The following is a 23556-nucleotide window of genomic DNA, read 5'->3' on the forward strand; positions in this document are numbered from 1 at the left end:
CGCGATATAAGGAGGGCTGTGGACCACGTCGATCCCCGGCGCCTGATTCCCCGCACAAATGACCTGCTGGCCTTGCCTGCCGTCCACGAAGCCCGCACCCGGCTGAACGAGCGCGTCATCCGCGAACTTGTCCGGGACGTCCAGGAGCAGGCGCGGCGCGGCGGGCTGCCCCCCGGCCAGGTGGAACCGGCCCTGCTGGCCGCCGTCGCTGCGCGTACGGCAACCTCCCTGCGCCCGGTGCTGAACGCCACCGGCGTCATCGTCCACACCAACCTTGGGCGCGCCCCCCTTTCTGAAGGTGCAGTGGAGGCTCTGGTCGCGGCCAGCGGCTACGTCGACGTGGAGCTGGACCTGTCAGACGGCAGCCGCTCCCGCCGCGGCGCCGGCGCTCGGGCGGCACTGCTCGCTGCCTGCCCCGCCGCTGAAGACGCGCTGGTGGTCAACAACGGGGCCGCGGCCTTGGTGCTGGCTACAACAGCCTTCGCCGCTGGCCGGGAGGTCGTGGTGAGCCGTGGCGAACTCGTTGAAATTGGTGCCGGATTCAGGCTGACTGACCTGATGGAATCGACCGGTGCCAGGCTTCGCGAGGTGGGCACCACCAACCGCACGCACCTGCATGACTATGCAGGAGCCCTCGGTCCTGACACAGGGTGCGTCCTCAAGGTCCATCCAAGCAACTTCCGGGTTGACGGCTTTACCTCAGCTGTTTCCCTGGACGAGCTGGGCCGCCTGACCGCGGCCAACGGCGTCCCCCTCGTCGCCGACCTGGGCAGCGGACTGCTGGCCCCGGATCCGTTCCTGCCGGATGAACCCGACGCTGCCTCCGCCTTGGCGAGCGGGGCCGACGTCGTCATCGCCAGCGGCGACAAACTGCTGGGCGGCCCCCAGGCGGGGTTGCTGCTGGGCCGCAAGGAGGTCATCACCCGGCTGGCCCGCCACCCGCTCGCCCGCGCCGTCAGGGCAGACAAACTTGCCCTCGCCGCCCTGGAAGCAACGGTTGCGGGCGGCACGCCGCCCGTCGTGCAGGCGCTGCACACCGACGTCGGGCAATTACGCGGCCGTACGGACCGGCTCGCCCGGGAACTCGGCGTCCCCGTGGTCCCGCATGACGGCAGGGTAGGGGGCGGCGGCGCCCCCGGCGTGCCCCTGCCTGGGTGGGCACTCCGGCTCCCCGAGGGACTTGCGCGTCCCTTGCGGACCGGCGACCCGGCCGTGCTGCCGCGCGTCCACGACGGCTCCTGCCTGATCGATCTGCGCTGCGTGCCCGCAAAGGACGACGGCCGGATTGTCGAGGCGGTGCGGCGTGCCCTGGCAACCCTTGAGGTTGCGGATGCAGGCAGGGCGGGCTGAACCGTGCACGTCATTGCCACAGCCGGGCACGTCGATTCCGGTAAAAGCACCCTGGTCCGCGCCCTCACCGGGATGGAGCCGGACCGCTGGGAGGAAGAACGGCGCCGCGGGCTGACCATTGACCTGGGCTATGCCTGGACCACGCTGCCGTCCGGACAGGACGTGGCGTTCGTCGACGTACCGGGCCACGAACGCTTCCTGGGCAACATGCTCGCCGGTATCGGACCCGCGCCGGTGGTGTGCTTTGTGGTGGCCGCCGACGAAGGCTGGCAGGCACAGTCGAGCGACCACCGGGACGCTGTCGCTGCGCTCGGGATCGAACACGGCGTCGTGGTGCTGAGCCGCGCGGACCGGGCATCCGGGCAGCGGGTTGCGGAGGTGCTCTCGCGGACCCGAACGGAACTGGCCGGGACCGGGCTGCAGGACGCACCCGCAGTCGCTGTGTCCGCCATCGACGGCACGGGCCTGGCTGACCTGCGTGCAGCGCTCGACGGCGTTCTGGCCAACGTGCCTCATCCCACCACGGGTGGGCGGGTCCGGTTGTGGGTGGACCGTTCGTTCACCATCACCGGTTCCGGGACGGTGGTGACCGGGACACTGGCAGCAGGAACGCTCGCCCAGGGTGACCGGCTGGAACTGATCGGCCACGTCGATACCCGGCCGGTGGTGGTCCGTGGCCTGCAAAGCCGGGACACCTCGTACGCGTCGGTGGAACCGGTCAGGCGGGTGGCGCTGAACCTGCGCGACGTTGCCGCAACGGATATCCGCCGCGGTGACGCGCTGGTTACCCCGGACGCATGGCCCACCACAGCAGTGGTGGGAATCCAGCGCACCACCGGGGTGGCCTACACCGAGGTCCCGGAACAGCTCATGGTGCACGTTGGCACGGCGTCGGTGCCGGCCCGGCTGCGCCCCTTCGGCGCAGACCATGCCCGGCTGGTCCTCGACAGGCACCTGCCCCTCGTCCTGGGGGACCGGCTGGTGCTGCGCGATCCCGGAAGCCGCTCGGTGCTGGGCGGCGCACGTATCCTCGACGCCGACCCGCCGGCCTTGCGGCGGCGCGGCGACGGCGCCCACTGGGCGGAGCGCCTTGCAGGAATGGACCCCTCCGGAGACGTACTGGGAGAGGTGGCAGCCCGCAGGGCTGTGCAGGCGGAACATCTCCGTCGGCTCGGGCTGCTGTCCGGGCATGACGCGGAGGCACCCGCCGGTGTACGGGTCATCGACGACTGGTGGGTGCACGCTCCCGTCCTGGAGGCCTGGCAGCATCAGCTGCGCAGCGCGGTCCAGGCGCTGCAGGAGCGGGATGCCCTGGCCCCGGGCCTTTCCATGGGTGCGGCGCGGGACCTGCTCACGTTGCCCGACGAGAAACTGCTTTCCCACGTCATCCGCGGGGCCGGCCTGGAACTGGACGGCGGACACGTCCGGCTCCCTGGCAGCCAGGGCAACCTTGGTCCCATCGAGCCGGCAATCGCCACGCTGGAGGGCAGGCTCAGGGCGGATGCGTTCCGGGCCCCTGAAGCCGATGAGCTGGCGGCCCTCGGCCTGGGTGCCCGCGAGCTCGCAGCCGCTGAACGCACCGGGCGCCTGCTGCGCCTGCGCGACGGGGTGGTGCTGCTGCCCACCGCCCCGGCGCTTGCCATGCGCACCCTCGCCGGTTTGGACCAGCCCTTCACCACGAGCCAGGCCCGCCAGGCGCTGGGCACAACACGCCGGATCGCGGTTCCGCTGCTGGAACACCTGGATTCGCGGGGCTGGACCAAGAGGCTGGATGCCGGACACCGCACGGTGGTGCGCTGACCCGCCGTCGGCCAGGAAGAGCAGTGCCCTGCCTTCGGACGGCTAGGCAGGGTGGGCTGCCTGCACGTGGTGCAGGATGTTGTCCACGACCCGGGACAGCGGCGCGGTGGCGTCAATCGCGATGCCGCCCGGCGGGATCTCTTCCCGTGTTTCGTGCAGGTGCTCGATCAGCTGCCGCTCCGCCGGTTGCCCTCCCCATTCGTCTGCCGGGCGCTGGTCGAGGCGCCGCTTCAGCGTGCCCAGGTCCACCTCGAGGACGAAGACGCCGTCGAACAGATCGATGAATTTGGCGAGGTTCCTCGACCCGCCGCAGAAGAACGTCACCGCGTCCCGCTGGTCTGCTGCCTGGGCCCGGACGTCGGCGACTCTCCAGATATGGTGCCTGTGCACAGCGACGCCGGTGGCGTCCCCTGCTGGTTCACCGGTTTCCGGGTCACCCTGGTAGGCAAGTTCACGGTCGCCGTTGATGGCGTGGTAGCCGCGCCGCCGCAATTCGTTGCAGACCGCAGTCTTGCCCGTGCCCGAGCCGCCCTCGATAAGGTAATTCTTCCTGCCCATGCCTGATGGTACCGATGGGGGAGAGGCCGGGGTGGTTTGATTGGTCAGTGCTCCGTGTAAAACGCTTTGTGGCCCTTAGCCTGTTCGTGGTCTGCGCCAGCGCAGTTTTCTCGTTCTGGCTGCTGGGCCAGCCCGGGGCCGGGGCCCGTACGGCCGCCTTCCTGCCCCCGCGTGCGGCAGCCAAGCTTCAGCCAGGGCCCGATGGGCTCGCCACCGCCGTAAACGTCACACGAACCCCCGACGCCGAGTGGCTTGGCACGGCTGCCGCCCACACCGGAATCCCCGCACGGGCCCTGCGCGCCTACGTCAATGCGGCCGTTGCCGCCAACGAATCAGCTCCGGCGTGCGGCATCGGCTGGAACACGCTCGCCGCCGTCGGCTTCGTCGAATCAGCCCACGGCACGTACGGCGGCGGCAGCCTGAGCTCCGCCGGCCAGGCCAGCGGCCCGATCGTGGGCCCCAGCCTCAACGGCGCGGGATTCGCCGCCATAGCCGACACCGACGGCGGCGCCTTGGATGGCGACGCCGGCTGGGACCATGCGGTGGGACCCATGCAGTTCATTCCCTCCACATGGCGGATCGCAGGCATGGACGGGAATGGGGACGGGGCGGCGGACCCGTTCAACATCGATGACGCCGCCCTCAGCGCGGCCACGTATCTTTGCGGCCGCGGCCGTGACCTCACCACAGCGCAGGGGTGGACAGCTGCCATTTACGCCTACAACCAGTCCGACGCCTACATCCGCCAGGTGAGCTCCCAGGCCACCGCGTACGCTGCGAAAGCGGGCACCGCCGGGTGAATGCATCCCGCGGCTTTCCCCCCGGGATCATTCGTCCGGGCCGGTCAGGCAGGTTGCCAGGTGACGGGAAGTTCCTTCAGCCCGTAAACGATGCTGCTGTCCATTCGTTCCAGTTGCGCTCCGGAAGCCACGGAAAGTCCAGGGAGGCGGGACAGCAGCGCTTCCAGTGCAATCCTTGCTTCGAGCCGGGCGAGCGGTGCCCCAAGGCAAAAATGGATGCCATGGCCAAACGCCAGGTGCCGGTTGGGGTTGCGGTCCACATCGAACTCGGCGGCCCGCTGGAACTGCTGCCCGTCACGGTTGGCCGAGCCGATCCAGGCGACGATTGGAGCGCCGGCGGGAATCAGTTGGTCGCCCACGACGGTGTCCGCAACCGCGACCCGGTACATCGACTGGACCGGCGACCGGAAGCGGAGCACTTCCTCGAGCGCCTGGGGAACCAAGGCCGGCTCGCTGAGGAGCCGCTCGAGGGTGCCGGGCGACTCCGCCAGGCACAAAACGGCGTTGCCGATCAGATTAGTGGTGGTCTCATTGCCGGCAACCAGCAGCAGGGCACAAAAACCGAGCAGCTCGGGCACCGTCAGTTTTTGGCCGTCGATCTCCGCGGCCAGCAGGCTGCTGATGAGGTCCGTGCCGGGACGGCTCCTGCGCTGGTCGATCAGGGCAAGGAAGTACTCCACCATCTCCGACGTGGTGGAGTCCTGCGTTTCGCTGGCGGGGAGGATCCGCGTCTGGCTGACGATCACGTCGGACCAGTGCTTGAAGCGCTCACGGTCCTCGCTGGGGATGCCCATCAGCTCGGAGATGACGATGACCGGCAACGGGTAGGCCAGGTCCCTGATCAGGTCTGCGCTTCCCTTGCCGGCGATCTCCGCCATGAGCTCGTCGGTGAGTCCGGCGATGCGGGGAGCCAGCGCGTCAACAGCCTTGGGCGTGAACGCCTGTGTAACCAGCGAGCGTAACTGCCGGTGCCTCGGGGGATCGGTGGTGATCAGGCTGGACGCGAACAATTGGCCGGTGCCGGAGGGATTGTCACCACCCATGCGGGACGAGAAGGTGGCGTGTTCGGACAACACCCGCTGGACGTCGTCGTACCGGAACACATGCCAGCTCCCTGACTGGTCATCCTGGAAGACGGGGGCCGTTGCCCGCATGCGTTCATACTGCGGAAAGGGATCAAGCGGGTATTGCGCGGACTGGGTGACATCCATGGTGGCCTCCCTGCTCACCTGGCGCCATGCGGTCCACGGCGGGCGCCAGGCCGTCAAATGACTGACCGTAGAACCTTGATCCTAGCCAAAGCATGTCGCTGCGTCACCACGCCGGAACGGAAACCGCAGTGCCTGCCTTATGCACGGCACCGGGGCGGATCCGCGTCCCGGACTGCAGCTGCCGGACACCACCGCCGGGTTTTTGTGCTAGCCACAAGGGGTCCCCTAAGGTTATTGCTCGATGAAAGCCCCTGAAGAGACATCCGATCAGTCGCCCGCCATCTCCCCGCGTGGACCCGTGTTTGTCGACGCGTCAGGCCGCCGGCTCCGGCGGGTCAAGATGATGGGCCTCGGGATCGTCGGGCTTGTGGCGGCATACGTCATCCTCGTAGTGGCCGCCTTTATCGGCGGGTCCGGATCCTCGGCACCATTCCTTCCCCTGCCGGCCGCCGCCGGACCCCGCGAAACGCCAACAGCCCCGCCCTCTGCCGATCCGCGGGCCGGCCTGACCGGGCCCGCCGTTCCCGTTGTTGAGCAGTCGCCGGCGGCCGTCCCGGTGCCCGTCTCTGCTGTTACTGCCGTGCCTCCGGCGGAGGGTGCCGCCGTCGTGCCCGCTGCGCCCGCCGCCCCCGCCGCTGCTCCTGCCCCGGCTCCGACCGCCGCCCCCGCAGCCCCCGGAACGTCCGGAACCGCCACCGGCACCGGCGCAACCGCCCCTGGATACAGCGGAACAGCGCCGGGCTCCAGCGCGACCGCCCCCCGCGCGAGCGGCTCGGCGCCGGGCCAGACCACACGGCCCACCGCCCCCGCGCACCAGTAACATGACCCGCCTGGAATAAGGGTTCCCGACCCGCCACAAGCAACGTCCCCGCCACTGTCAGGGCGCATTGGTTTGTCCTTCTCGCCACCCTGATGGCCCTGGGGCTCGCCCTGGCCGTGCAGGGATACATCCACCATCTGGGTGGAGCGCCCGGGGACTCCCTGCCGGCGGACAAAGCCGCAGGCGCCGTCCCCACAACGCTCTCGCACGGCGGCCCCGTGGTGGATTCGCGCGGCGGCTCCGTAACAACCGTCAGTCCGCCGGACCGGACCATCGCCCTGACCTTCGACGACGGCCCGGACCCCGTGTGGACGCCCCGCATCCTGGACGTACTTCGGGAACACCACGTCCACGCCACCTTCTTCGTTGTTGGTTCCGAGGCGGTGGACCACCCGGACCTGGTGCGCCGCATCGTGGCGGAAGGCCACGAAGTGGGCGTCCACACGCTGACCCACACTGACCTTGGTACAGCCCCCGACTGGCGCCGCGAACTGGAGGTGCAGGGCGGCCAGGATGCGATTGTGGGAGTGACGGGCCACGCGGCTTCCCTGCTGCGCCCGCCTTACACCGCCGGCAACAGCGCCATTACGAACGGCATGTGGTCCGCGCTCCACGGAATGGCCGACGAGGGCTACCTCACCGTGCTCAGCAGCCTGGACAGCGAGGACTGGCAGACCCCGGGCACCAAAGCGATCGAAGCCAACCTGGCCCCGTCGGGGCCGCAGGGGCAGGTGGTCCTGATGCACGACGGCGGCGGTGACAGGGAACAGACCGTCGCCGCGCTGGACTCCGCGCTGTCCCGCTTCTCCGCTCAGGGGTACAAGGTCACCACGGTCGGGGACGCCGTGGGCGTTGACAGCATGCGCCCCGCTTCCAGCATTGAACAGCTGCGTGGCTCTGCCCTGGTCTGGGGCATCCGCCTCAGCGATTTCGTCGTCTGGGCGATCTCCCTGGGGCTCGTCGCCGCCGGCGTCGTGACCTTCCTTCGTGCCGTCCTGGTCATGTTCTTCGCAGCACGCCACAGCCGTGCTGCACGCCGCCTTCCCGGATCAGGACGTGGCCGGCGCCGCGTCGACGTGATGGTGGGGCCCGTGGTGACTGAACCGGCGACCGTGATTGTCCCGGCCTATAACGAATCCGCCGGGATCGAAGCCGCCGTCCTGTCGATCCTTGCCTCCACGCACCCGGTAGAGGTCATCGTGGTGGACGACGGGTCCACCGACGGGACGGCGGACATCGTGGAGGCCCTCGACCTGCCCGGCGTCACCGTCATCCGCAAGGAGAACGGCGGCAAACCGTCCGCACTGAACGCAGGGATCCAGGCGGCCAGCCACGACCTGGTGGTCATGGTGGACGGTGACACGGTCTTCGAGCCCGATACGGTACGTGCCCTCATCCAGCCGTTTGCGGATCCCCGGGTGGGGGCGATTTCCGGCAACACCAAGGTGGCCAACCGGGGAGGCATCCTCGGCGCATGGCAGCACATCGAGTACGTCGTGGGGTTCAACCTCGACCGGAGGCTGTTCGACGTCGCCGAATGCATGCCCACCGTCCCCGGGGCCATTGGCGCCTTCCGGATCGAGGCCCTCCGCAACGTCGGGGGCGTCAGCGACGACACGCTCGCCGAGGACACCGACCTGACCATGGCACTGTGCCGGGACGGCTGGCGGGTGGTGTACCAGGAGGACGCACGGGCCTGGACGGAGGCGCCCGCAACCCTTGGCGCCCTGTGGCGACAGCGGTACCGCTGGTGCTACGGCACCCTCCAGGCCATGTGGAAGCACCGGGGTGCCGTGGTGCAGGGAGGTGCTGCGGGCAAGCTTGGCCGGCGTGGACTGGGCTACCTGCTGGTACTGCAGGTGCTGCTTCCCCTGTTCGCGCCCATCGTCGATGTCTTCGCCCTTTACGGCCTGATCTTCCTGGACCCGCTGCGGATCGGGGCGCTGTGGCTGGTCTTCCTGGCGGTCCAATTGCTCATGGCCGCCTACGCGTTCCGGCTCGACAGGGAACGGCTGGGACCGCTCTGGACACTCCCGCTGCAGCAGTTCGTCTACCGGCAGCTCATGTACCTGGTGGTCATCCAGGCCGTTGTCACGGCAGTTGCCGGCGTCAACCTGCGCTGGCACCGGATGGAAAGGTACGGCAGCCTGCGCGTCCCGCAGACCCAAGGCCAGGGCTAGGGTAAGTTCAGGCCCATGGAATGTGTCGTGATCTACAGCTTGCGCGAGGGTGTGGACAGATCCACCGTCATGGACGTCTATCCCCGCCACAAGGCGTACTACGAGGCTTTCCGGGCCGCCGGGGGAGGACTGCTCGCCCTTGGCCCCTTCCAGTCTCCGGAGCCCGGTCTGAGCTCGATGGGCATCTTCACGTCGTACGGGGAGGCCGAACGTTTCATTGCCGGTGACCCCTTCGTGACGGTAGGTCTCGCGGACCCTAAGCTGCTCGAATGGAACGCCGTGCACCTGGCGTAGGCGGGCACGGCAACAACCTGGACGGCGAAGGGGCTTTCTCATGGGTGACGGACTGACGGCCGGCGTGCTGGAGCGCCTGTACACCGGTACGGTGTGGGCGGAGGGGCCATTGTGGGTGCCGTCGTCGCAGACGGTGCGGTGGAGCGATATCCCCAACGACCGCATTCTCGAGTTCCACCCGGACACCGGGGTGACACAGGAATACGCGACCGGCGTGGAGTTCACCAATGGCCGTACCCTCGACGCCGACGGCAGCGTTGTGCAGTGCAGCCACGGCCGGCGCCGGGTGGAGCGCGACCGGGACGGGACCGTCACCGGCCTGGTTGACTCCTTCCAGGGCCGCCGGCTGAATTCGCCCAACGACGTGGTGATTGCCCGCGACGCCGGCATCTGGTTCACGGACCCGCCCTACGGCATCCTTCCGGGAACAAAAGAAGGCCATGAGGGAGAGCAGGAATATGGGGGCTGCCATGTGTTCCGCTTCGACCCGGCCTCCGGAACGCTGACCCCCGTGGTGACCGACCTCGTGCATCCCAACGGACTGGCTTTCTCACCGGACGAATCTGTCCTCTACGTCGCGGACACCGCCGGCAGCGCCTACGGGGTTCCGCTGCGGATCGCCACCTACGCCGTGCGTGACGGCCACTGCAGCGCCAGGACCGGCGCGCTCGAGTTGGAGGACGGCCACCCGGCCGACGGGCTGCGGGTGGACGTCGAGGGACGGATCTGGACCTCGGCCGGCCCCTCCGTGCGGATCTACTCACCGTCCTTCAAACTCCTGGGCACCATCACCGTGCCGGAGACCGTCTCCAACCTGTGCTTTGGCGGACCCGACGGGCAGGACCTCTACCTGACTGCGACCACCAGCCTGTACCGGATCCGCACCACCACCACGGACGCGGCCGCACGCAACCATCCCACCGACCGCAACTGAACGCGAGGACACACCATGCAGCACCGGACCCTGGGCCACAGCGGCGCCGTCGTCACCAGCTTCGCGCTGGGCACCATGACCTTCGGCGCGGAAGCGACCGAAGAAACATCCCATGACATCCTGGACAGTTACTTCGAAGCGGGCGGCAACTTCATCGACACCGCCGACGTCTACAGCTCGGGCGTGTCCGAAGAAATCATCGGCCGCTGGCTGGCTCGGCGGCCCGGCCTGCGGGACACGGCGGTGGTTGCCACGAAGGGGCGTTTTCCCATGGGGACGGCACCGAACGACGTCGGAACATCCCGGCGGCACCTGACCCGCGCCCTGGACGATTCCCTCCGCCGCCTGGGGGTGGAGCAGATCGACCTCTACCAGATGCACGCGTGGGATCCCATCACGCCCGTGGAGGAAACCCTCCGGTTCCTGGAAGATGCCGTGACCCGCGGCAAGATCGGCTACTACGGCTTCTCGAACTTCCTGGGCTGGCAGCTTACCAAGGCTGTCCATATTGCCCGCAGCCAGGGATGGCACCCGCCCGTCAGCCTGCAGCCGCAATACAGCCTCCTGGTCAGGGACATCGAGTTCGAGATCGTGCCGGCCGCGCTTGACGCCGGGATCGGCCTGCTGCCGTGGTCGCCCCTGGGCGGCGGATGGTTGTCGGGCAAGTACAGGCGTGACCAGAGTCCCTCCGGGGCAACCCGCCTGGGGGAGAACCCCGAACGCGGCATGGAAGCCTGGAAGGCGCGCAACGACAATCCGCGCACATGGACGGTGATCGAAGCTGTGGAAGGCATCGCGGCCTCCCATGGCGTCAGCCCCTCCCAGGTTGCCCTGGCCTGGCTGGCGGACCGGCCTGCCGTAACGTCGGTGATCCTGGGTGCGCGGTCCACGGAACAGCTCGCTGACAACCTGGCGGCCGGCACCCTGAGCCTCAGCGCGGACGAGGTCAGCCGGCTCACCGAGGCCAGCCGGCCCGAGACAGGGGTGTATCCCTACGGCCCCATGGCCCAGGAGCAGCGCAGCCGCAAAATGGAGGGCGGCAGGTAGCCCATCCGGGAGAGGAAGCCGCCGGGCTTCACCTGGCGTGCTTCAACACGTCCGGCAGCTCCTCCACGTACACCGTTTGCGGCGGGTCGAAATAGATCACCAACACTTCAGCGCCCACCGGATAATCGCTTTTCTTGTCGAACGGGTGGGCGTGGAAGGCCATGGTGCCGCCAAGGTAGGGCAGCATGACTTCGCCGATGGTGCCCGGGCCGATGCGCCCGGTTACCCGGCCGATTTTCCCGGTCAGGCTCCGGTCGATGTCCCTGCGTACCATGGCGTGCCCGGAATCCCTACGCGCCGGGCGCCTTGGCCTGGCGCTTGGTGTCTTCACCCTTCCGGAGCGCCGATGCGAGGGCCGGGAGGTAGTCGCCAGCCTGCGCCAGGATTCCGCCCAGCATCTTGTTGACGCCCTCGCCGCCGTTCAGGACGGTCATTTGGCCAACATGCGAGAACGGCTCGGCCGCTGCGGCAATGATGGCCGGCATGTTCTCGGCAAGCTGCTGGGAGATGACCGCGTCCTGGTTGGTACCCAGCGCTTCCGCGCGGGCCTTGATGCCGTCGGCCTCCGCGAGCGCCTTGGCCTTGATCGCTGACGCTGCGGCGTCGCCTTTCGCCCTGGTCGCTGCGGCTTCGGCCTCGCCGGTGACCTTGGTGGCTCCAGCCGCGGCGGCCGCCGCGGTGGCGTTGGCCTGCGCCTGGAGTTCGGTGCGGCGGGCGTTGGCCTGGGCCTCAAGCTCGGTGCGGCGTGCCAGGGCCTCGGCTGCGCTGATGTCCGCCGCCTTCTGGCCCTCTGCGTCGGTGCGTTTGGCGTAGGCTTTCGCGTCCGCAGGTTTCCGGATGCTGGTCTGCAGCTTCTGCTCTTCCCGGTCCGCCTCAAGCTTGGCAACTTCCGTTTCCTGCACCACCACCTGCTGCCGGGCCGTGGCTTCGGCCAGCGGGCCGGCCTGGGCAGCATTCGCCCGGGCACGCTCGGCGTTGGCCTGGGCCACCGACTGCCGGATGGCTGAGACGCTTTGCGCATCCGCGATCAGGGCCGCCGCCTCCGCCTCCTTTTCCGCCGCCTCCCGGTTACGGGTGGCCTCGGCGATCCGGGCTTCCATCTTCACCTGCGCGATATGCGGCTTGGCGATGTTCTGGATATAGCCGGTGGGGTCCTGCAGGTCCTTGATCTGCAGCGAGTCCACCACAAGGCCCAGTTTCTCCATTTCCACGCCGCTGGCGCTGCGGACCTGCGAGGCGAGTTTGTCCCGCTCGCGGATGATCTCCTCGACGGTCATGCTGCCGATGATGGAACGCAGGTGGCCTTCGAAGACGTTGTACACCTGGCTTTCCATCTTTGGTTGCTGGCCCAGGAAGCGGCGGGCGGCATTGGCGATAAAGGGCGGTGCGTCCCCAATCTTGTAAATGACGACGCCCTCCACGATGACCTGGATGCCCTGTGAGGTAACGCAGGAAACCTTGAGTTCAGTTTCATTCAGGGTCAGCGACAGGGGCCGCACGGTCTGGAGGCCGGGAAGGACCAGGGCGCCCTTGCCCGTGACGATTTTGAAATCCATTCCTTCCCTGGTTTCCAGGGTTCCCCGGGTCAGCCCGGAAATGATCAGGGCCTCGTTTGGCTCAGCCACCTTCCACATCAGCTTCGTGGCCACCCAAATGAAACCAACGGCAAACAGCACTCCGAGAATAATGGCGATAAGTGGAAAGAACGGTGCAAAGTCCGGCATGGCCAGGTCCTTTCGACGCCGCAAAACGGCATCACGGTAAAAACCCCAATAAATGCAGCCGTCCAATTACCCGACCAATGAAAGTGCCGTCAATTCCGGTGCACCTGGCCGGCTGTTGTAGACAGTCTGATTGGGCCCCGCCCAAGAGTCCAGAGCCGTGACGATATTTGCCTGCGGCAACGGAATAAGGCGTACGACGGCGGCACCTGGCATCCGCCGCCGGCGGCCGGGAAGCCGTTGACATGGGCAACTACTGCTCGCACGATGGGAAGACGAACCGCAATGCGGGTCCAGCGCCTGGTTTCACTATTCCTTTCCTTGTTGTGCATTCAAGCCGGGCGTTCTACTACATCTGACCAATGGAGTGATGATGAGTATTCAAGGAGTGACCCGGGAGCAGGCCGTCAGGCGCGCCACCGTGGCAAGCGTGGTGGGTACCACCATCGAGTGGTACGACTTCTTCCTCTACGGGACTGCCGCCGCACTGGTGTTTCCCCAGCTGTTCTTCCCGGGCCAGGTGGCCTTTGCCGGTGTGCTGGCCGCCTTCGGCACCCAGTTCGTCGGCTTTGTGGCCAGGCCAATCGGCGCCGCCATATTCGGCCATTTCGGTGACCGGATCGGCCGCAAGACAACACTCATGGCCACGCTGTTCCTGATGGCGTTCGGAACGGTGCTGATCGGCTGCCTTCCGACCTACCAAAGCATCGGAGTGGCCGCGCCGGTCCTGCTGGTAGTCCTCCGCATCATCCAGGGCATCGGCGTGGGCGGTGAGTGGGGCGGTTCTGTCCTGTTGAGCATGGAATGGGGCGACCAGAACCGCCGCGGCCTGTCCGCTTCCTGGCCGCAGATCGGGGTGCCGCTGGGCCTGGTCCTGTCCACCGGCGTCGTCAGGATCACCACCGCCGCCACCGGCACTGACGGATTCGCTGCCTACGGCTGGCGGATCCCGTTCATCCTCAGCATCATCCTGATCGGCGTGGGCCTGTTCGTCCGGCTCCGCGTCATCGAGAGCCCGGAGTTCGACGCAGTCCGGAAGTCGAACAAGGTGGTGCGTGCCCCGATCATCGAGGTGATCCGGCGGCAGCCCAGGGAAATCCTCCTCTCCGCCCTGGTGCGCACGTCGGAGCAGGCCCCGTTCTACCTGTTCATTACGTTCGTGATCACCTACGCCACCAAGCAGCTGAAGCTGGACAGCAATTCCATCCTTGATGACACACTGATCGCAGCCGCACTCGGGCTGATCAGTGTTCCCCTCTTCGGGCGCCTGTCAGACCGTTTCGGCCGGCGCCGCGTGTACGGAACCGGCATCGTGCTGACAGCGCTGTTCGCTTTCCCCTATTTTGGGTTGCTCAACACCAGGGACGCCCTGTGGGTTGGTGTTGCCGTCGTGGTCAGCCTGATCCTGCATGACATCCAGTACGGCCCGCAGGCTGCCTTGATCGCCGAAAGTTTTGACACCGACATCCGCTACACGGGCGCCGGCCTGGGGTACCAGCTCGCCAGCGTCGTCGCCGGTGGTCCCGCGCCCCTCATTGCCGCCGCCCTGCTGGCGACCTATGGGAACTCGACGTCGATCTCGCTGTACATCATCCTCTGCTGCGTGATCGCCATGGCCGCCCTCATCTTCCTTCCCAGGGCCAAGGGAGCCCTGGCCAAGGATGCCGCGGCCGCCGCCACGCCAGGAAGCCCGTAGGACCGGATGCGAACAGACTTCGATCCGAAACAACTGGGTCCGCGGGACTTCTACAAATTCCTTACGTCAGTAGTGGTTCCGCGGCCCATCGCCTGGGTTTCGAGCACCTCCCCGGCAGGGGTGGACAACCTGGCGCCCCATTCGTTCTTCACGGTTGCCTCAGTGGACCCCCCGATCATTCAGTTCACCTCGGTGGGCGAGAAGGATTCGCTGCGGAACATCGAGGCAACCGGGGAGTTCGTGGTGAACCTCGCCCCGGCAGCGTTGATCCAGGAGGTCAACGCCACCGGGACCAACTTCAGCGCAGATGTGAGCGAATTCGACGCCGCCGGCTTGGCCCGTGAGCCCAGCGCGGCGGTCCGGCCGCCCAGGGTCAAGGAGTCTCCGGCCGTTCTGGAATGCTCGCTTCACCAGACCCTGCGCATGGGTGACTGCGTCCTGGTGTTCGGCCTGGTGGTGCACGCGTCCGTCTCATCCCAGGTGCTCAGCGGTGACCATCCGGACGTGGCCGGGCTTGATCCGCTGTCACGGCTGGGCGGGGACGAATGGGGCATGCTTGGCCCCATCCGTCACTTGCCGCGGATCCGCGCGTCGCAGTGGCCTGGTTCTTTCACCCCGCGGGAGGGGCACATGACTGAGCCTGGCACGGGAGGCATACAAACCCCGGGGGAGGCAGGCTCCTGATGGCCACGGTCAGTGTTGACGGGGCGGAGTCCATTGCCACGATCTCCTTCGGCAGCGGTGGGAGGCTCAATGCCCTGGGGGAGCGGGACTGGGAGGATTTGCGGTGCGCAGTGCACGGCCTGGCCTCCGACCCGACCCTGCGCGCTGTCGTGGTGCGCGGCCGCGGTGGAGTGTTTTGCGCCGGCTCCGACATTTGCGAATGGGACGGGACGTCGGGCACGGACGTTGGCCGGACCTTTGACGTGTTGGAAGCCGCCCTGCAGGCGCTCGAGGACTTGCCCGTCCCAACCCTGGCGGTGGTCGAAGGGGTTGCGGCCGGCGGGGGCTGCCAGCTTGCCCTTGCCTGCGACCTGCAGCTCCTGACCCCCACAGCACGGATGGGGATGCCTGTGGCACGCCTGGGCTTGCTGGTTCCGCCCACCTTCGCCGCCCGTTTGGCACTACGGGTAGGTCCGTCCCGGGCCAAGGACCTTCTCTACACGGGCCGCATGCTGACGGCGCGCCAGGCGTGGGACATGGGGCTGGTCACCACCCTGGCCCCGGACGACAACGCAGACGCTGCGCTCGCTGCGGTCCTCGACCCGTGGAAGGGAGCCTCAGCGGCTTCCTTGAGGGCATCGAAAGCGGCGGTGGATGAGGGCCTGCGCCTCCTGACGGAGGCCGGCCGCCGCGCGCCAAAGGGCCCTGCGGTGGATCCCGTCGAGTTCCCGGACCGGGTCACGGGCTTTCTCCACCGCCGGACCGGGGCGGGTCCGCCGGCTCCACCACCGTGATGTCCAACGGCATCCTGTTTGCCCGCCGCAGGCGGCCGCCCAGCACGTTGCGCAGGCTGTGCGTGACCATCCGCCGCCGGGTCAGGAACCGGAATTCCGCGGCATCTGAGGTCACGAGGTCCAGGATGGGCCGCGCCGCCTCACGCGGGGCCTGCCCCCACAGGCCGACCACCACCTGCAGGCCGGTGAGGCGCTGCCCGTACCCTGCCTGCGCCGTCACACGCCCCAGGAGGTCGGTCTCCACCAGTCCGGGGTTCATGCCGTGCACCCGGACACCGGTGCCTTTGGTTTCCAGCCGCAGGGTCTCCGTGAACTGGCGGACCCACCGCTTGCTTGACGCGTAGGCGTTCTGCAGCGCCACCGGACCCCGGTCGCCCTGGCCGTACAGGTTGACCAGGTCGCCATGGCCCTGGCCCAGGAACACAGGCAAAGCAACCCTGGAGCCGTGGAACGTACCCAGGATGTTGGTGCGCACCACCCGCGTGAAGTCATCGATGGGCGTCGACGCCGTGGGTCCGAAAACCCCCGAGGTGCCGGCGTTGTTGACCCAGATATCCAACGTCCCCCGGGCCAGGGCCTCGTCCCGGAGCGCCGCAACGTCTCCCGGCTCGGCGGTGTCGCAGCGCCTGCCGGACGCCGCGATCCCTTCAGCGCGCAGGCGCTGGACGGCGGCAGCAACGCCGTCGTCCGACCTGGCTGCCAGCACCACCGCCGCGCCGTGCAGGCCCAGGACCCGGGCCATTTCAAACCCCAGCCCGCGCGACGAGCCAGTCACCACCGCCACGCGGCCGCGAAGGACGTCGCGGGCGGGCACCGCCCGTCGGGTACGCATTCCTCTGTCCTACGCCCTGGGCGCACGGGGGCAAGAGTGTGCCCGCCCCTAGCGGCCCTTGCCGGCGGACGCCGCCTGCAGCGCCGCCGCGAGGTAAGGGGCCGTGCGGCTGCTGCGGGAACGGGCGACGGCGGCCGGGTCACCGGCGGCGACGATCGTGCCGCCGGCGTCGCCACCCGCGGGCCCCAGGTCCATGACCCAGTCGGCGTCGGCCACCACGTCCATGGCGTGTTCCACCACGATGACCGTGTTCCCGGCATCCACCAGGCGGTTCAACTGCGCCATCAGGAGCTGGACGTCGGCAGGGTGCAGCCCCGTGGTGGGCTCGTCCAGGAGGTACAGGGTGTGCCCGCGCCGGGCCCGCTGCAGTTCGGTGGCCAGCTTGATCCGCTGCGCCTCGCCGCCGGAAAGTTCGGTGGCGGGCTGGCCCAGCCGGAGGTAGCCCAGGCCCACTTCCTGCAGGGTCTGCAGGGACCGTGCGGCCGCGGGAACCCCGGCCAGGAAACCGGCCGCGGCGTTGACCGTCATGCCCAGTACTTCCGCGATGTTCCTGCCCTGGTAGGTGACCTCGAGGGTCTCGGGGTTGTATCGGGTGCCGCCGCATTCCGGGCACGGGCCGTAACTGCCGGGAAGGAACAGCAGCTCCACGGCCACGAAGCCTTCGCCCTGGCAGGTCTCGCACCGTCCACCGGCCACATTGAAGGAAAAGCGTCCCGGGCCGAACCCCCGGCTCCTGGCGGCATCGGTGGCGGCGAATTCCTTGCGGACGGCATCGAACAGCCCCGTGTAGGTGGCCAGGTTGGACCGCGGCGTGCGCCCGATCGGTTTCTGGTCCACCTTCACCAGGCGGTCGATCCGTTCCAGCCCGGAGACGTGCCCCACGGTCAACGGTCCGCCCTGTTCCTCGACGTCGTCCTCCGGCTCCCCGGCGGGTGCCGCGGTACCGGCTTCACCGGTGCCGCGAAGTGCTGCGCCGGCAACGTCGGCGAGGACCCGGCTGACGAGCGTGGATTTCCCGGAGCCCGAGACGCCCGTGACCGCTGTCAGGACGCCGAGCGGAAAGGCGGCGTCCAGGTCCCGCAGGTTGTGGCGGCTGACGCCCCGCAGTTCCAGCCAGCCGGAGGGTTCCCGCAGGGCATCCCTGTCCGCGCCGTCGGCGGCCGCCCCTGGTTCTTTCGCACCTGTTCCGCCCGGGAAAAGGAACGGACGCGTTACCGACTCCTGCACCTCATCGAGGCCCTGCACGGGCCCGCTGTACAGTACCTCTCCGCCGTCCTCCCCGGCCCTGGGCCCAACATCCACAAGCCAGTCAGCCCGGCGCACCATGTCCATGTTGTGTTCCACCACGAACACGGAGTTTCCCGACGACTTGAGCTGGTCCAGGACCGCCAGGAGGGGTTCGGCGTCCGCCGGGTGCAGACCCGCCGACGGCTCATCCAGCACGTAGATCACGCCGAACAGCCCCGACCTGAGCTGGGTGGCGATCCTGAGGCGCTGCATTTCCCCCGGCGAGAGCGTGGGGGTGGCCCGCCCCAGCGCCAGGTACCCCAGGCCCAGTTCCAGCAGCACGTTGATGCGCTGGAGCAGGTCGCGGGTGATGGCCACAGCCACCTCATTGGACTCTGAGGACTGCTTGCGGGATGCGGTTCCCGCGGTGGCCAGCCTGGTGGTGGGGCGGATGATGTCCGCGAGTTCGGTCATGGGCACGGCGCTGAGCCCGGCGATGGTCTGCCCTGCGAAGGTCACTGCGAGGGCCTCGGGCCTGAGCCCGGTTCCACTGCATTGCGGGCAGGGCCCGGTTTCCATGAAGCGCAGCACCTTTTCCCGCATGGCGGGGCTTTTGGAGTCGAGCAGGGTGTGCATGACGTAGCTCCTGGCGCTCCAGAAGCGGCCCTTGTACGGTTTGGCCACCCGGTCGCGCTGCGGCGTTACTTCCACCACGGGCTGTTCCTCGGTGAAGAGGATCCAGTCGCGGTCTTTTTTGGGCAGTTGCCGCCAGGGGATGTCCACGTCGTAGCCCAGGTGGGTGAGGATGTCGCGGAGGTTCTTGCCCTGCCACGCGCCGGGCCAGGCCGCAATGGCGCCGTCGCGGATGCTCAGGGACGTGTCCGGAACCAGGGATGCCTCGCTGACGGTGTGGGCGGTGCCCAGGCCGTGGCACTGCGGGCAGGCGCCTGCTGCGGTGTTGGGGGAGAAGGCGTCCGAGTCCAGCGGCGCTGCGCCCTCCGGGTAGCTGCCTGCACGGGAGAACAGCATGCGCAGCGAATTGGACAGCGTGGTGACGGTCCCCACGGTGGACCGGGACGTCGCCGTTCCCCGGCGCTGTTGGAGTGCGACGGCGGGCGGCAGCCCGGTGATCAGGTCCACTTTGGGGTTGTGGCCCTGCTGGATGAGGCGGCGGGCGTAGGGCGCCACCGATTCGAAGAACCGGCGCTGCGCCTCCGCGTAGATGGTGCCGAAGGCCAGGGACGACTTGCCGGAACCGGAAACCCCGGTGAACGCCACGATCGCATCCCGCGGCACATCGACGCTGACGTTCCGCAGGTTGTTTTCGCGGGCGCCGCGCACGCGGACGAAGCCGTTTTCGGCGTGATCCGCGGTGGGGCCGGGGATGTTCAGCTCGGTCAGTTCATCAGCGTTCTGTTTGGCATGCACCGCTTCGACTGTAGTAGCCAACGGTGCGTGGCCGGAACTTTCGGGGACCTGTCGGGACGGCGCGGACGGATTTACACTGAAGCATTCTGCGGCGCAGGCAAGGAAAGCCGGCCGCGGAGCAGGAGATCAACTACATATCTGGAAGGGCCGGCCATGGGCAACGCGTCGCAGGGAGCTAACAGGGCAGTATCCGGGGCGGCCTCGGCGGGCCGCAGCCCGGCGGTACGCGTTCTGGCCCGTACCGGATATGTCTTCATCGGCCTGCTTCATATCCTGATCGGTGCCATTGCCTTGCAGTTGACCAGGGGCCAGGGTGGAGAAGCTGACCAGTCCGGGGCACTGGGAAGCCTGGCATCCAAGCCGGGGGGCGGGATCCTGCTCTGGGCCGGCGCTGTTGCCTGTGCGGCGCTTGCCCTTTGGATGCTCAGCGAGGCTGCTTTTGGGGCGCGCACGGAGACCGACTCCAAGAAGAAACTGAAGAAAGCCGCCGGTGCTGCGGGGAAAGCTGTGATTTTCGCTTTCCTTGCCTTTACCTTCGGCGTCTTTGCCGCAGGGGGCAGCAAGAACTCCAGCCAGTCGGCCAGCGATTTCACCGCAAAGCTGATGGGAGCGCCCGCCGGGGTGGTGCTTCTGGTGGTGCTGGGGCTGGCGATCATTGCAGGCGGCATCCTTTACGCCTACCGGGGCGTTTCCAGGAAGTTCATGGAGGACCTGCAGGACCCGGGCAACGCGCGGACCGCCGTGGAATGGCTTGGCATCATCGGTTATGCAGCCAAGGGTGTGGTGCTCGCCGTCGTGGGTGTCCTGGTCATCGTGGCGGCAGTAACTGCCGATCCGTCCAAATCCTCCGGCCTCGACGGAGGATTGAAGACCCTGGGCGCACAGCCGTACGGCGGGTTCCTCCTCGCCGCCATCGCCGCGGGCCTCATCTGCTACGGCGTGTACTCGATGGCGAGGGCGCGGTACGGGAAGTTCTAGACGCGGTACCCGAGAATCGCCAGCGCTTCCGCCAGCGGGGCGCGCAGGGCAGGTCCGTGGCCGGGAAGGACAACCGGGGATTCCAACCCGGCCAGGTTTTGCAGGGCGGCCTGGGCTGCGGCCGGATCTGCGTGGTACATCGGGTGCAGCATCTGGGGTCCGGAAGTCCGGCTGATGGGGTGGCCGCTGACGAAGCAGTCGCCCACGGCGATGGCACCCGCCCCGGGCAGGTGGATGGCGGCATTGCCGGGCGTATGGCCGGGCACTGGTACGGCAACGGGCCGGCCAGGCAGGGCCCGGAGCCTGTCAGCGTCCCACGCTTCGGCCGCCGGCACTGGCTTGGCACCCAGGGCACCCGCCCTGATGACGTGCACCATCCAGCGGAAGATGCGCGGCTTCCAGGCCCGGCGGATGACCTGGCCGAAGGTGACCTGGTGCTTCTCCTTACCCTGGACGTGGGCCAGCTCCGCGGGGGCGCACAGGACCGGGGTTCCGAATGTTTCGGAGAAGAAGGCGGCAGTGCCCGTGTGGTCCACATGTCCATGCGTGACCAGCAGGGCAAAGGCGTTGGCCGGTTCCAGGCCCAGATGGCGGATCGAGGCAAGGACGTTGCTGCGGTCACCGGGGTAGCCGCTGTCGATGAGGATGAACCCGGAAGGGTCCCGCACCACGATCCAGTTGGAGGCCGGCCCTTCGGCGAAGTAGACGCCGGGCGCCTGCTCGGAAACTTTGGTTGCGGGATTCCACCCGGTTGCCTGCCGCTGCACGGATACAGCGTAGCCCGCCGGCTGCAGTGCAGCCTGGTCGGCGCCGCCCGGCCTGACCCCGGACGGCGGCCACCAGGGTACCTAATGCCCTAAAGGTTCCTGTGCAGTCGCTGTGCATCCTGTTGATCCTGGTCACCTTGGCCCTAAAGTATTCCCACAATTGCCTACGATGGGACACGGACAAGAAGAAAAGACGGCCGGCGGGCAATTCCCCGGCCACCCGGAAATTCCAGGCAGGAGGAGGTGCCATGCAGGACAGTGCGCTGCTGCACGGGCATCCCGGCCGGCTGGTGACTGCCGGTGTGGCTGCCCTCCTCCTGGCCGTGACGTCGGGAAGTGCGGCCCGGACCCAGCCCCCGGCCACGGCGGCGCCCCCCGTCCGCGTTGTGGTGGTGGGGGACTCGCTGAGCACCGGTCACGGCACGTCGCCGCAGCAGGCGTGGCCGGCGTTGATGCGGACGGACCCGGAGGTGGCGGGCCTTGAGGTGGTCAACGCAGCCGAGGATGGAAGCGGCTACCTCAGCCTGGGCGACTACAACGGAACCTTCGGCACGCAGGTGGATGATTACGTCACCCCTGACACCGGGATCGTGGTTTTCTTCGGCTCGGAAAACGACCTCGGCTACGCCTCTGCCGACGTCGGCGACGCGGCCCTCGCCGCCATGGACAGGGCAGAAGCCCTTGCCCCGGACGCCAGGATTATTGTGGTGGGGCCGCCGTCGTACACTACGGACCCCGACCCCGGGCTCCTGGATATCAGCGACCAACTCAGGACTGCCACTGCGCGGGCGGGCGGTGAGTACGTGGATCCGATCGCCGAGGGGTGGATCAGCGATGACATTGATGACCTGATTGGCCCGGACGGCGACCATCCCACAGTGCTTGGGCAGCACTACCTGCTGGACCACATCGGCGCGTATCTTGAGCAGGCGGCGCCGGCGGCCGCGGCCGCGCTGGAAGGGCGCCAGGACCCGCGCAGGCCCGCCGCCTGAACCTAAAACACCCGGACCTGGGGCGCCTAGATCAGCGGCCAGGGATAGCGCCGGCCGGTGTGGTCAACGGGCAGCACCATCTCCTGCAGCATCCGCTGGACCCTGCGTTGCAGGGCAACCACCTCGCCGGGATGGAGCAGCGCTGCCACGTCAGCCGAAACAGTGTCCGCCAGGGGACTGATGTCCGCCAGCAGGTTGTCCGGGATCGGCTCGCCGGCAAAGTCCCAGATCACCGTGCGCAGCTTGAAGGCGGCGGAAAAGCACAGGCCGTGGTCAATGCCCCAGATGCGGCCGTCCGCTCCGCGCAGGACATGCCCGCTTTTGCGGTCAGTGTTGTTGGCCACGTAGTCGAACAGGGCCATCCGGGCCAGTTCGTCGTGGGTTTCCGGGGAGTCCGCGTACAGGGTGAAGTAGTGTTCCTCGTGGTCGCCCTCGATGAACCACTGCAGCGACCCCACTCCAAGCGGGGCATCCGTGCGGACCACCGTGGGCGGCACCATTCCCCAGCCCAGCGTTTCGCTCAGCAGGTACGCAGCGCGCTCCCGGCGGTACAGGCCGGCGTCGAAATCCGCCAGCGGCCGCTCTCCCGCCTCCGGCTTGTACACGGCCCAGGCGGAATCGTCACCGCAGGAAAGCTCCGCGAGGAACGTGGCATTGCTGCCGCTCATGATGCGGCCCAGCAGTTCCACGCGGCCCTCAGTGAGGAGCATCAGCTCCCGCCCGGACACCGCATGCCCCGTGCCGCCGCGTCCCGCGGCCAGTCGTTCCCTGCCGGACCGGATGGCATCATGGCGCCCTCAGTCCGCTCAGGGGCTCCGACATCGAATTCACCGTGAGCACCGCCGGCGCCTGGCCGTCCGCATAGGAGATCACCGAGACCGACGCCGGGCTGATCATGATCCGCTGGAAAAGGTCCAGGTGTGTGCCCAGCGCGTGTGCCACGGCCGCCTTAATGGGATCGGCATGGGAGAAACAGACCACGACGCCACCGTGGTGGGCGGCCCGGAGATCCTCCAGCGTCCCGACCATCCGCGCCTGCATTCCGGAAAAGCCCTCGCCGTTGGGGAAGCGGAACGCCGACGGGTTGTGCTGGACAGTCTGCCACTCCGGCAGGCCCGCAAGCCCGGCGAGCGCGGCACCGGTCCAGTCACCGAAATCGCATTCCAAAAGTCCGGCTTCTTCCGTGACCGTCCGGCCGGTGCGGGCGGCCGTGGGCTCTGCTGTCTCCCGTGCCCGCTCCAGGGGTGACGAATAGAGCGCGTCGACAGGCAGGCCCGCAAGGCGTTCGGCAACAGCTTCAGCCTGCGTGCGGCCGCGCTCGGAAAGATGCAGGCCCGGGGCCCGCCCCGGCAGGACGGTGCCGGTGGTGGGGGTCTCGCCGTGCCGCACCAGGAGGATTAATGTGCTCTGTGTCATTGGGTCTAAGCCTAGCCGCGCGGGGGCCCCGTGCCGAGCTTGCGAGGC

At 68.1% G+C, this 23556-nt stretch carries 22 protein-coding genes; 13 read left to right on the forward strand and 9 right to left on the reverse strand.

Features of this window, described 5'->3' with window-relative positions:
- The first annotated feature begins 18 nt into the window (after positions 1-18).
- Complete coding sequence (gene selA / locus AB0280_RS02150; protein WP_307490035.1) at positions 19-1350, forward strand: L-seryl-tRNA(Sec) selenium transferase; 1332 nt, start codon at positions 19-21, stop codon at positions 1348-1350.
- A gap of 3 nt (positions 1351-1353) precedes the next feature.
- Complete coding sequence (selB, locus tag AB0280_RS02155) at positions 1354-3150, forward strand: selenocysteine-specific translation elongation factor (RefSeq protein WP_307490037.1); 1797 nt, start codon at positions 1354-1356, stop codon at positions 3148-3150.
- Between the two features lie 42 nt (positions 3151-3192).
- Here selB and AB0280_RS02160 read toward each other — a convergent pair whose 3' ends face one another.
- Positions 3193-3708: a nucleoside kinase gene (locus AB0280_RS02160; protein ID WP_159634504.1), complete on the reverse strand. Its 516-nt coding sequence runs from the start codon at positions 3706-3708 to the stop codon at positions 3193-3195.
- A 47-nt stretch (positions 3709-3755) separates the two neighbouring features.
- Here AB0280_RS02160 and AB0280_RS02165 point away from each other — a divergent pair, with 47 nt between their 5' ends.
- The gene (locus tag AB0280_RS02165; RefSeq protein WP_307490039.1) at positions 3756-4508 is read left to right on the forward strand and encodes a lytic transglycosylase domain-containing protein; all 753 of its coding nucleotides are present in this window, start codon (positions 3756-3758) and stop codon (positions 4506-4508) included.
- Positions 4509-4552: 44 nt separating this feature from the next.
- Here the strand turns inward: AB0280_RS02165 and AB0280_RS02170 are convergent, their stop codons facing one another.
- On the reverse strand, positions 4553-5719 hold the full coding sequence (locus AB0280_RS02170; RefSeq protein ID WP_307490041.1) for a cytochrome P450: 1167 nt from the start codon (positions 5717-5719) through the stop codon (positions 4553-4555).
- Between the two features lie 241 nt (positions 5720-5960).
- Here AB0280_RS02170 and AB0280_RS02175 point away from each other — a divergent pair, with 241 nt between their 5' ends.
- The 5 genes from AB0280_RS02175 (at position 5961) to AB0280_RS02195 (ending at position 10994) form a co-directional block, all read left to right on the forward strand.
- Positions 5961-6539: a hypothetical protein gene (locus AB0280_RS02175; RefSeq protein ID WP_307490044.1), complete on the forward strand. Its 579-nt coding sequence runs from the start codon at positions 5961-5963 to the stop codon at positions 6537-6539.
- Between the two features lie 92 nt (positions 6540-6631).
- Positions 6632-8719 (forward strand): bifunctional polysaccharide deacetylase/glycosyltransferase family 2 protein, encoded by a 2088-nt coding sequence (locus tag AB0280_RS02180; protein ID WP_307490046.1) that lies wholly within the window; start codon positions 6632-6634, stop codon positions 8717-8719.
- Positions 8720-8746: 27 nt separating this feature from the next.
- Positions 8747-9013: a hypothetical protein gene (locus AB0280_RS02185; protein ID WP_307490048.1), complete on the forward strand. Its 267-nt coding sequence runs from the start codon at positions 8747-8749 to the stop codon at positions 9011-9013.
- Between the two features lie 40 nt (positions 9014-9053).
- A complete protein-coding gene (locus AB0280_RS02190) occupies positions 9054-9947 on the forward strand; it encodes an SMP-30/gluconolactonase/LRE family protein (RefSeq protein WP_307490051.1) in 894 nt (297 codons plus the stop codon).
- Positions 9948-9962: 15 nt separating this feature from the next.
- On the forward strand, positions 9963-10994 hold the full coding sequence (locus AB0280_RS02195) for an aldo/keto reductase (RefSeq protein ID WP_307490053.1): 1032 nt from the start codon (positions 9963-9965) through the stop codon (positions 10992-10994).
- Positions 10995-11022: 28 nt separating this feature from the next.
- On the opposite strand, the gene AB0280_RS02200 is transcribed toward AB0280_RS02195, so the two are convergent.
- The gene (locus tag AB0280_RS02200; protein WP_275180040.1) at positions 11023-11268 is read right to left on the reverse strand and encodes a hypothetical protein; all 246 of its coding nucleotides are present in this window, start codon (positions 11266-11268) and stop codon (positions 11023-11025) included.
- A gap of 16 nt (positions 11269-11284) precedes the next feature.
- The gene (locus tag AB0280_RS02205) at positions 11285-12718 is read right to left on the reverse strand and encodes a flotillin family protein (protein WP_263422191.1); all 1434 of its coding nucleotides are present in this window, start codon (positions 12716-12718) and stop codon (positions 11285-11287) included.
- Positions 12719-13088: 370 nt separating this feature from the next.
- On the opposite strand from AB0280_RS02205, the gene AB0280_RS02210 reads away from it, so the two are divergent.
- Genes AB0280_RS02210 through AB0280_RS02220 form a run of 3 tightly spaced genes read left to right on the forward strand, consistent with a single transcriptional unit; the run spans position 13089 to position 15868 of the window.
- The gene (locus AB0280_RS02210; protein ID WP_159632109.1) at positions 13089-14411 is read left to right on the forward strand and encodes an MFS transporter; all 1323 of its coding nucleotides are present in this window, start codon (positions 13089-13091) and stop codon (positions 14409-14411) included.
- Between the two features lie 6 nt (positions 14412-14417).
- Positions 14418-15095, forward strand: coding sequence for a flavin reductase family protein (locus AB0280_RS02215; RefSeq protein ID WP_224026007.1), 678 nt, complete (start codon positions 14418-14420; stop codon positions 15093-15095).
- Complete coding sequence (locus tag AB0280_RS02220) at positions 15095-15868, forward strand: enoyl-CoA hydratase/isomerase family protein (protein WP_307490060.1); 774 nt, start codon at positions 15095-15097, stop codon at positions 15866-15868. Before AB0280_RS02215 ends, AB0280_RS02220 begins: the two co-directional genes overlap by 1 nt.
- Here AB0280_RS02220 and AB0280_RS02225 read toward each other — a convergent pair.
- Complete coding sequence (locus AB0280_RS02225; RefSeq protein ID WP_307490062.1) at positions 15813-16700, reverse strand: SDR family NAD(P)-dependent oxidoreductase; 888 nt, start codon at positions 16698-16700, stop codon at positions 15813-15815. The genes AB0280_RS02220 and AB0280_RS02225 overlap by 56 nt on opposite strands.
- A gap of 48 nt (positions 16701-16748) precedes the next feature.
- The gene (locus AB0280_RS02230; RefSeq protein ID WP_366366241.1) at positions 16749-19328 is read right to left on the reverse strand and encodes an excinuclease ABC subunit UvrA; all 2580 of its coding nucleotides are present in this window, start codon (positions 19326-19328) and stop codon (positions 16749-16751) included.
- Positions 19329-19508: 180 nt separating this feature from the next.
- On the opposite strand from AB0280_RS02230, the gene AB0280_RS02235 reads away from it, so the two are divergent.
- Positions 19509-20333 (forward strand): DUF1206 domain-containing protein, encoded by an 825-nt coding sequence (locus tag AB0280_RS02235; protein WP_307490064.1) that lies wholly within the window; start codon positions 19509-19511, stop codon positions 20331-20333.
- Here AB0280_RS02235 and AB0280_RS02240 read toward each other — a convergent pair.
- Entirely contained in the window at positions 20330-21100 is a 771-nt protein-coding gene (locus AB0280_RS02240; protein ID WP_366366110.1) for an MBL fold metallo-hydrolase, read from the reverse strand. The genes AB0280_RS02235 and AB0280_RS02240 overlap by 4 nt on opposite strands.
- A gap of 248 nt (positions 21101-21348) precedes the next feature.
- On the opposite strand from AB0280_RS02240, the gene AB0280_RS02245 reads away from it, so the two are divergent.
- Positions 21349-22092, forward strand: a complete 744-nt coding sequence (locus AB0280_RS02245) for an SGNH/GDSL hydrolase family protein (protein ID WP_366366111.1) — start codon at positions 21349-21351, stop codon at positions 22090-22092.
- 26 nt (positions 22093-22118) lie between these two features.
- Here the strand turns inward: AB0280_RS02245 and AB0280_RS02250 are convergent, their stop codons facing one another.
- The gene (locus AB0280_RS02250) at positions 22119-22802 is read right to left on the reverse strand and encodes an SCO1664 family protein (protein ID WP_425328573.1); all 684 of its coding nucleotides are present in this window, start codon (positions 22800-22802) and stop codon (positions 22119-22121) included.
- 76 nt (positions 22803-22878) lie between these two features.
- A complete protein-coding gene (locus tag AB0280_RS02255) occupies positions 22879-23508 on the reverse strand; it encodes an MSMEG_4193 family putative phosphomutase (protein ID WP_307490073.1) in 630 nt (209 codons plus the stop codon).
- Positions 23509-23556: the final 48 nt, after the last annotated feature.

Origin of the sequence: Pseudarthrobacter sp. 902506025 (assembly GCF_040702325.1) — a bacterium.
In the GTDB taxonomy this organism is placed as follows: Bacteria; Actinomycetota; Actinomycetes; order Actinomycetales; family Micrococcaceae; genus Arthrobacter.

What these genes read in the sequence shown, in the direction of transcription:
- AB0280_RS02170 (WP_307490041.1), bottom strand. Translation starts at nt 5,719, where the DNA reads ATGGATGTCACCCAGTCCGCGCAATACCCGCTTGATCCCTTTCCGCAG.
- AB0280_RS02210 (WP_159632109.1), top strand. Translation starts at nt 13,089, where the DNA reads ATGAGTATTCAAGGAGTGACCCGGGAGCAGGCCGTCAGGCGCGCCACC.
- AB0280_RS02235 (WP_307490064.1), top strand. Translation starts at nt 19,509, where the DNA reads ATGGGCAACGCGTCGCAGGGAGCTAACAGGGCAGTATCCGGGGCGGCC.
- AB0280_RS02175 (WP_307490044.1), top strand. Translation starts at nt 5,961, where the DNA reads ATGAAAGCCCCTGAAGAGACATCCGATCAGTCGCCCGCCATCTCCCCG.
- AB0280_RS02255 (WP_307490073.1), bottom strand. Translation starts at nt 23,508, where the DNA reads ATGACACAGAGCACATTAATCCTCCTGGTGCGGCACGGCGAGACCCCC.
- AB0280_RS02160 (WP_159634504.1), bottom strand. Translation starts at nt 3,708, where the DNA reads ATGGGCAGGAAGAATTACCTTATCGAGGGCGGCTCGGGCACGGGCAAG.
- AB0280_RS02245 (WP_366366111.1), top strand. Translation starts at nt 21,349, where the DNA reads ATGCAGGACAGTGCGCTGCTGCACGGGCATCCCGGCCGGCTGGTGACT.
- AB0280_RS02180 (WP_307490046.1), top strand. Translation starts at nt 6,632, where the DNA reads ATGGCCCTGGGGCTCGCCCTGGCCGTGCAGGGATACATCCACCATCTG.
- AB0280_RS02205 (WP_263422191.1), bottom strand. Translation starts at nt 12,718, where the DNA reads ATGCCGGACTTTGCACCGTTCTTTCCACTTATCGCCATTATTCTCGGA.
- AB0280_RS02215 (WP_224026007.1), top strand. Translation starts at nt 14,418, where the DNA reads ATGCGAACAGACTTCGATCCGAAACAACTGGGTCCGCGGGACTTCTAC.
- AB0280_RS02250 (WP_425328573.1), bottom strand. Translation starts at nt 22,802, where the DNA reads ATGCTCCTCACTGAGGGCCGCGTGGAACTGCTGGGCCGCATCATGAGC.
- AB0280_RS02195 (WP_307490053.1), top strand. Translation starts at nt 9,963, where the DNA reads ATGCAGCACCGGACCCTGGGCCACAGCGGCGCCGTCGTCACCAGCTTC.
- AB0280_RS02190 (WP_307490051.1), top strand. Translation starts at nt 9,054, where the DNA reads ATGGGTGACGGACTGACGGCCGGCGTGCTGGAGCGCCTGTACACCGGT.
- AB0280_RS02200 (WP_275180040.1), bottom strand. Translation starts at nt 11,268, where the DNA reads ATGGTACGCAGGGACATCGACCGGAGCCTGACCGGGAAAATCGGCCGG.
- AB0280_RS02220 (WP_307490060.1), top strand. Translation starts at nt 15,095, where the DNA reads ATGGCCACGGTCAGTGTTGACGGGGCGGAGTCCATTGCCACGATCTCC.
- AB0280_RS02225 (WP_307490062.1), bottom strand. Translation starts at nt 16,700, where the DNA reads ATGCGTACCCGACGGGCGGTGCCCGCCCGCGACGTCCTTCGCGGCCGC.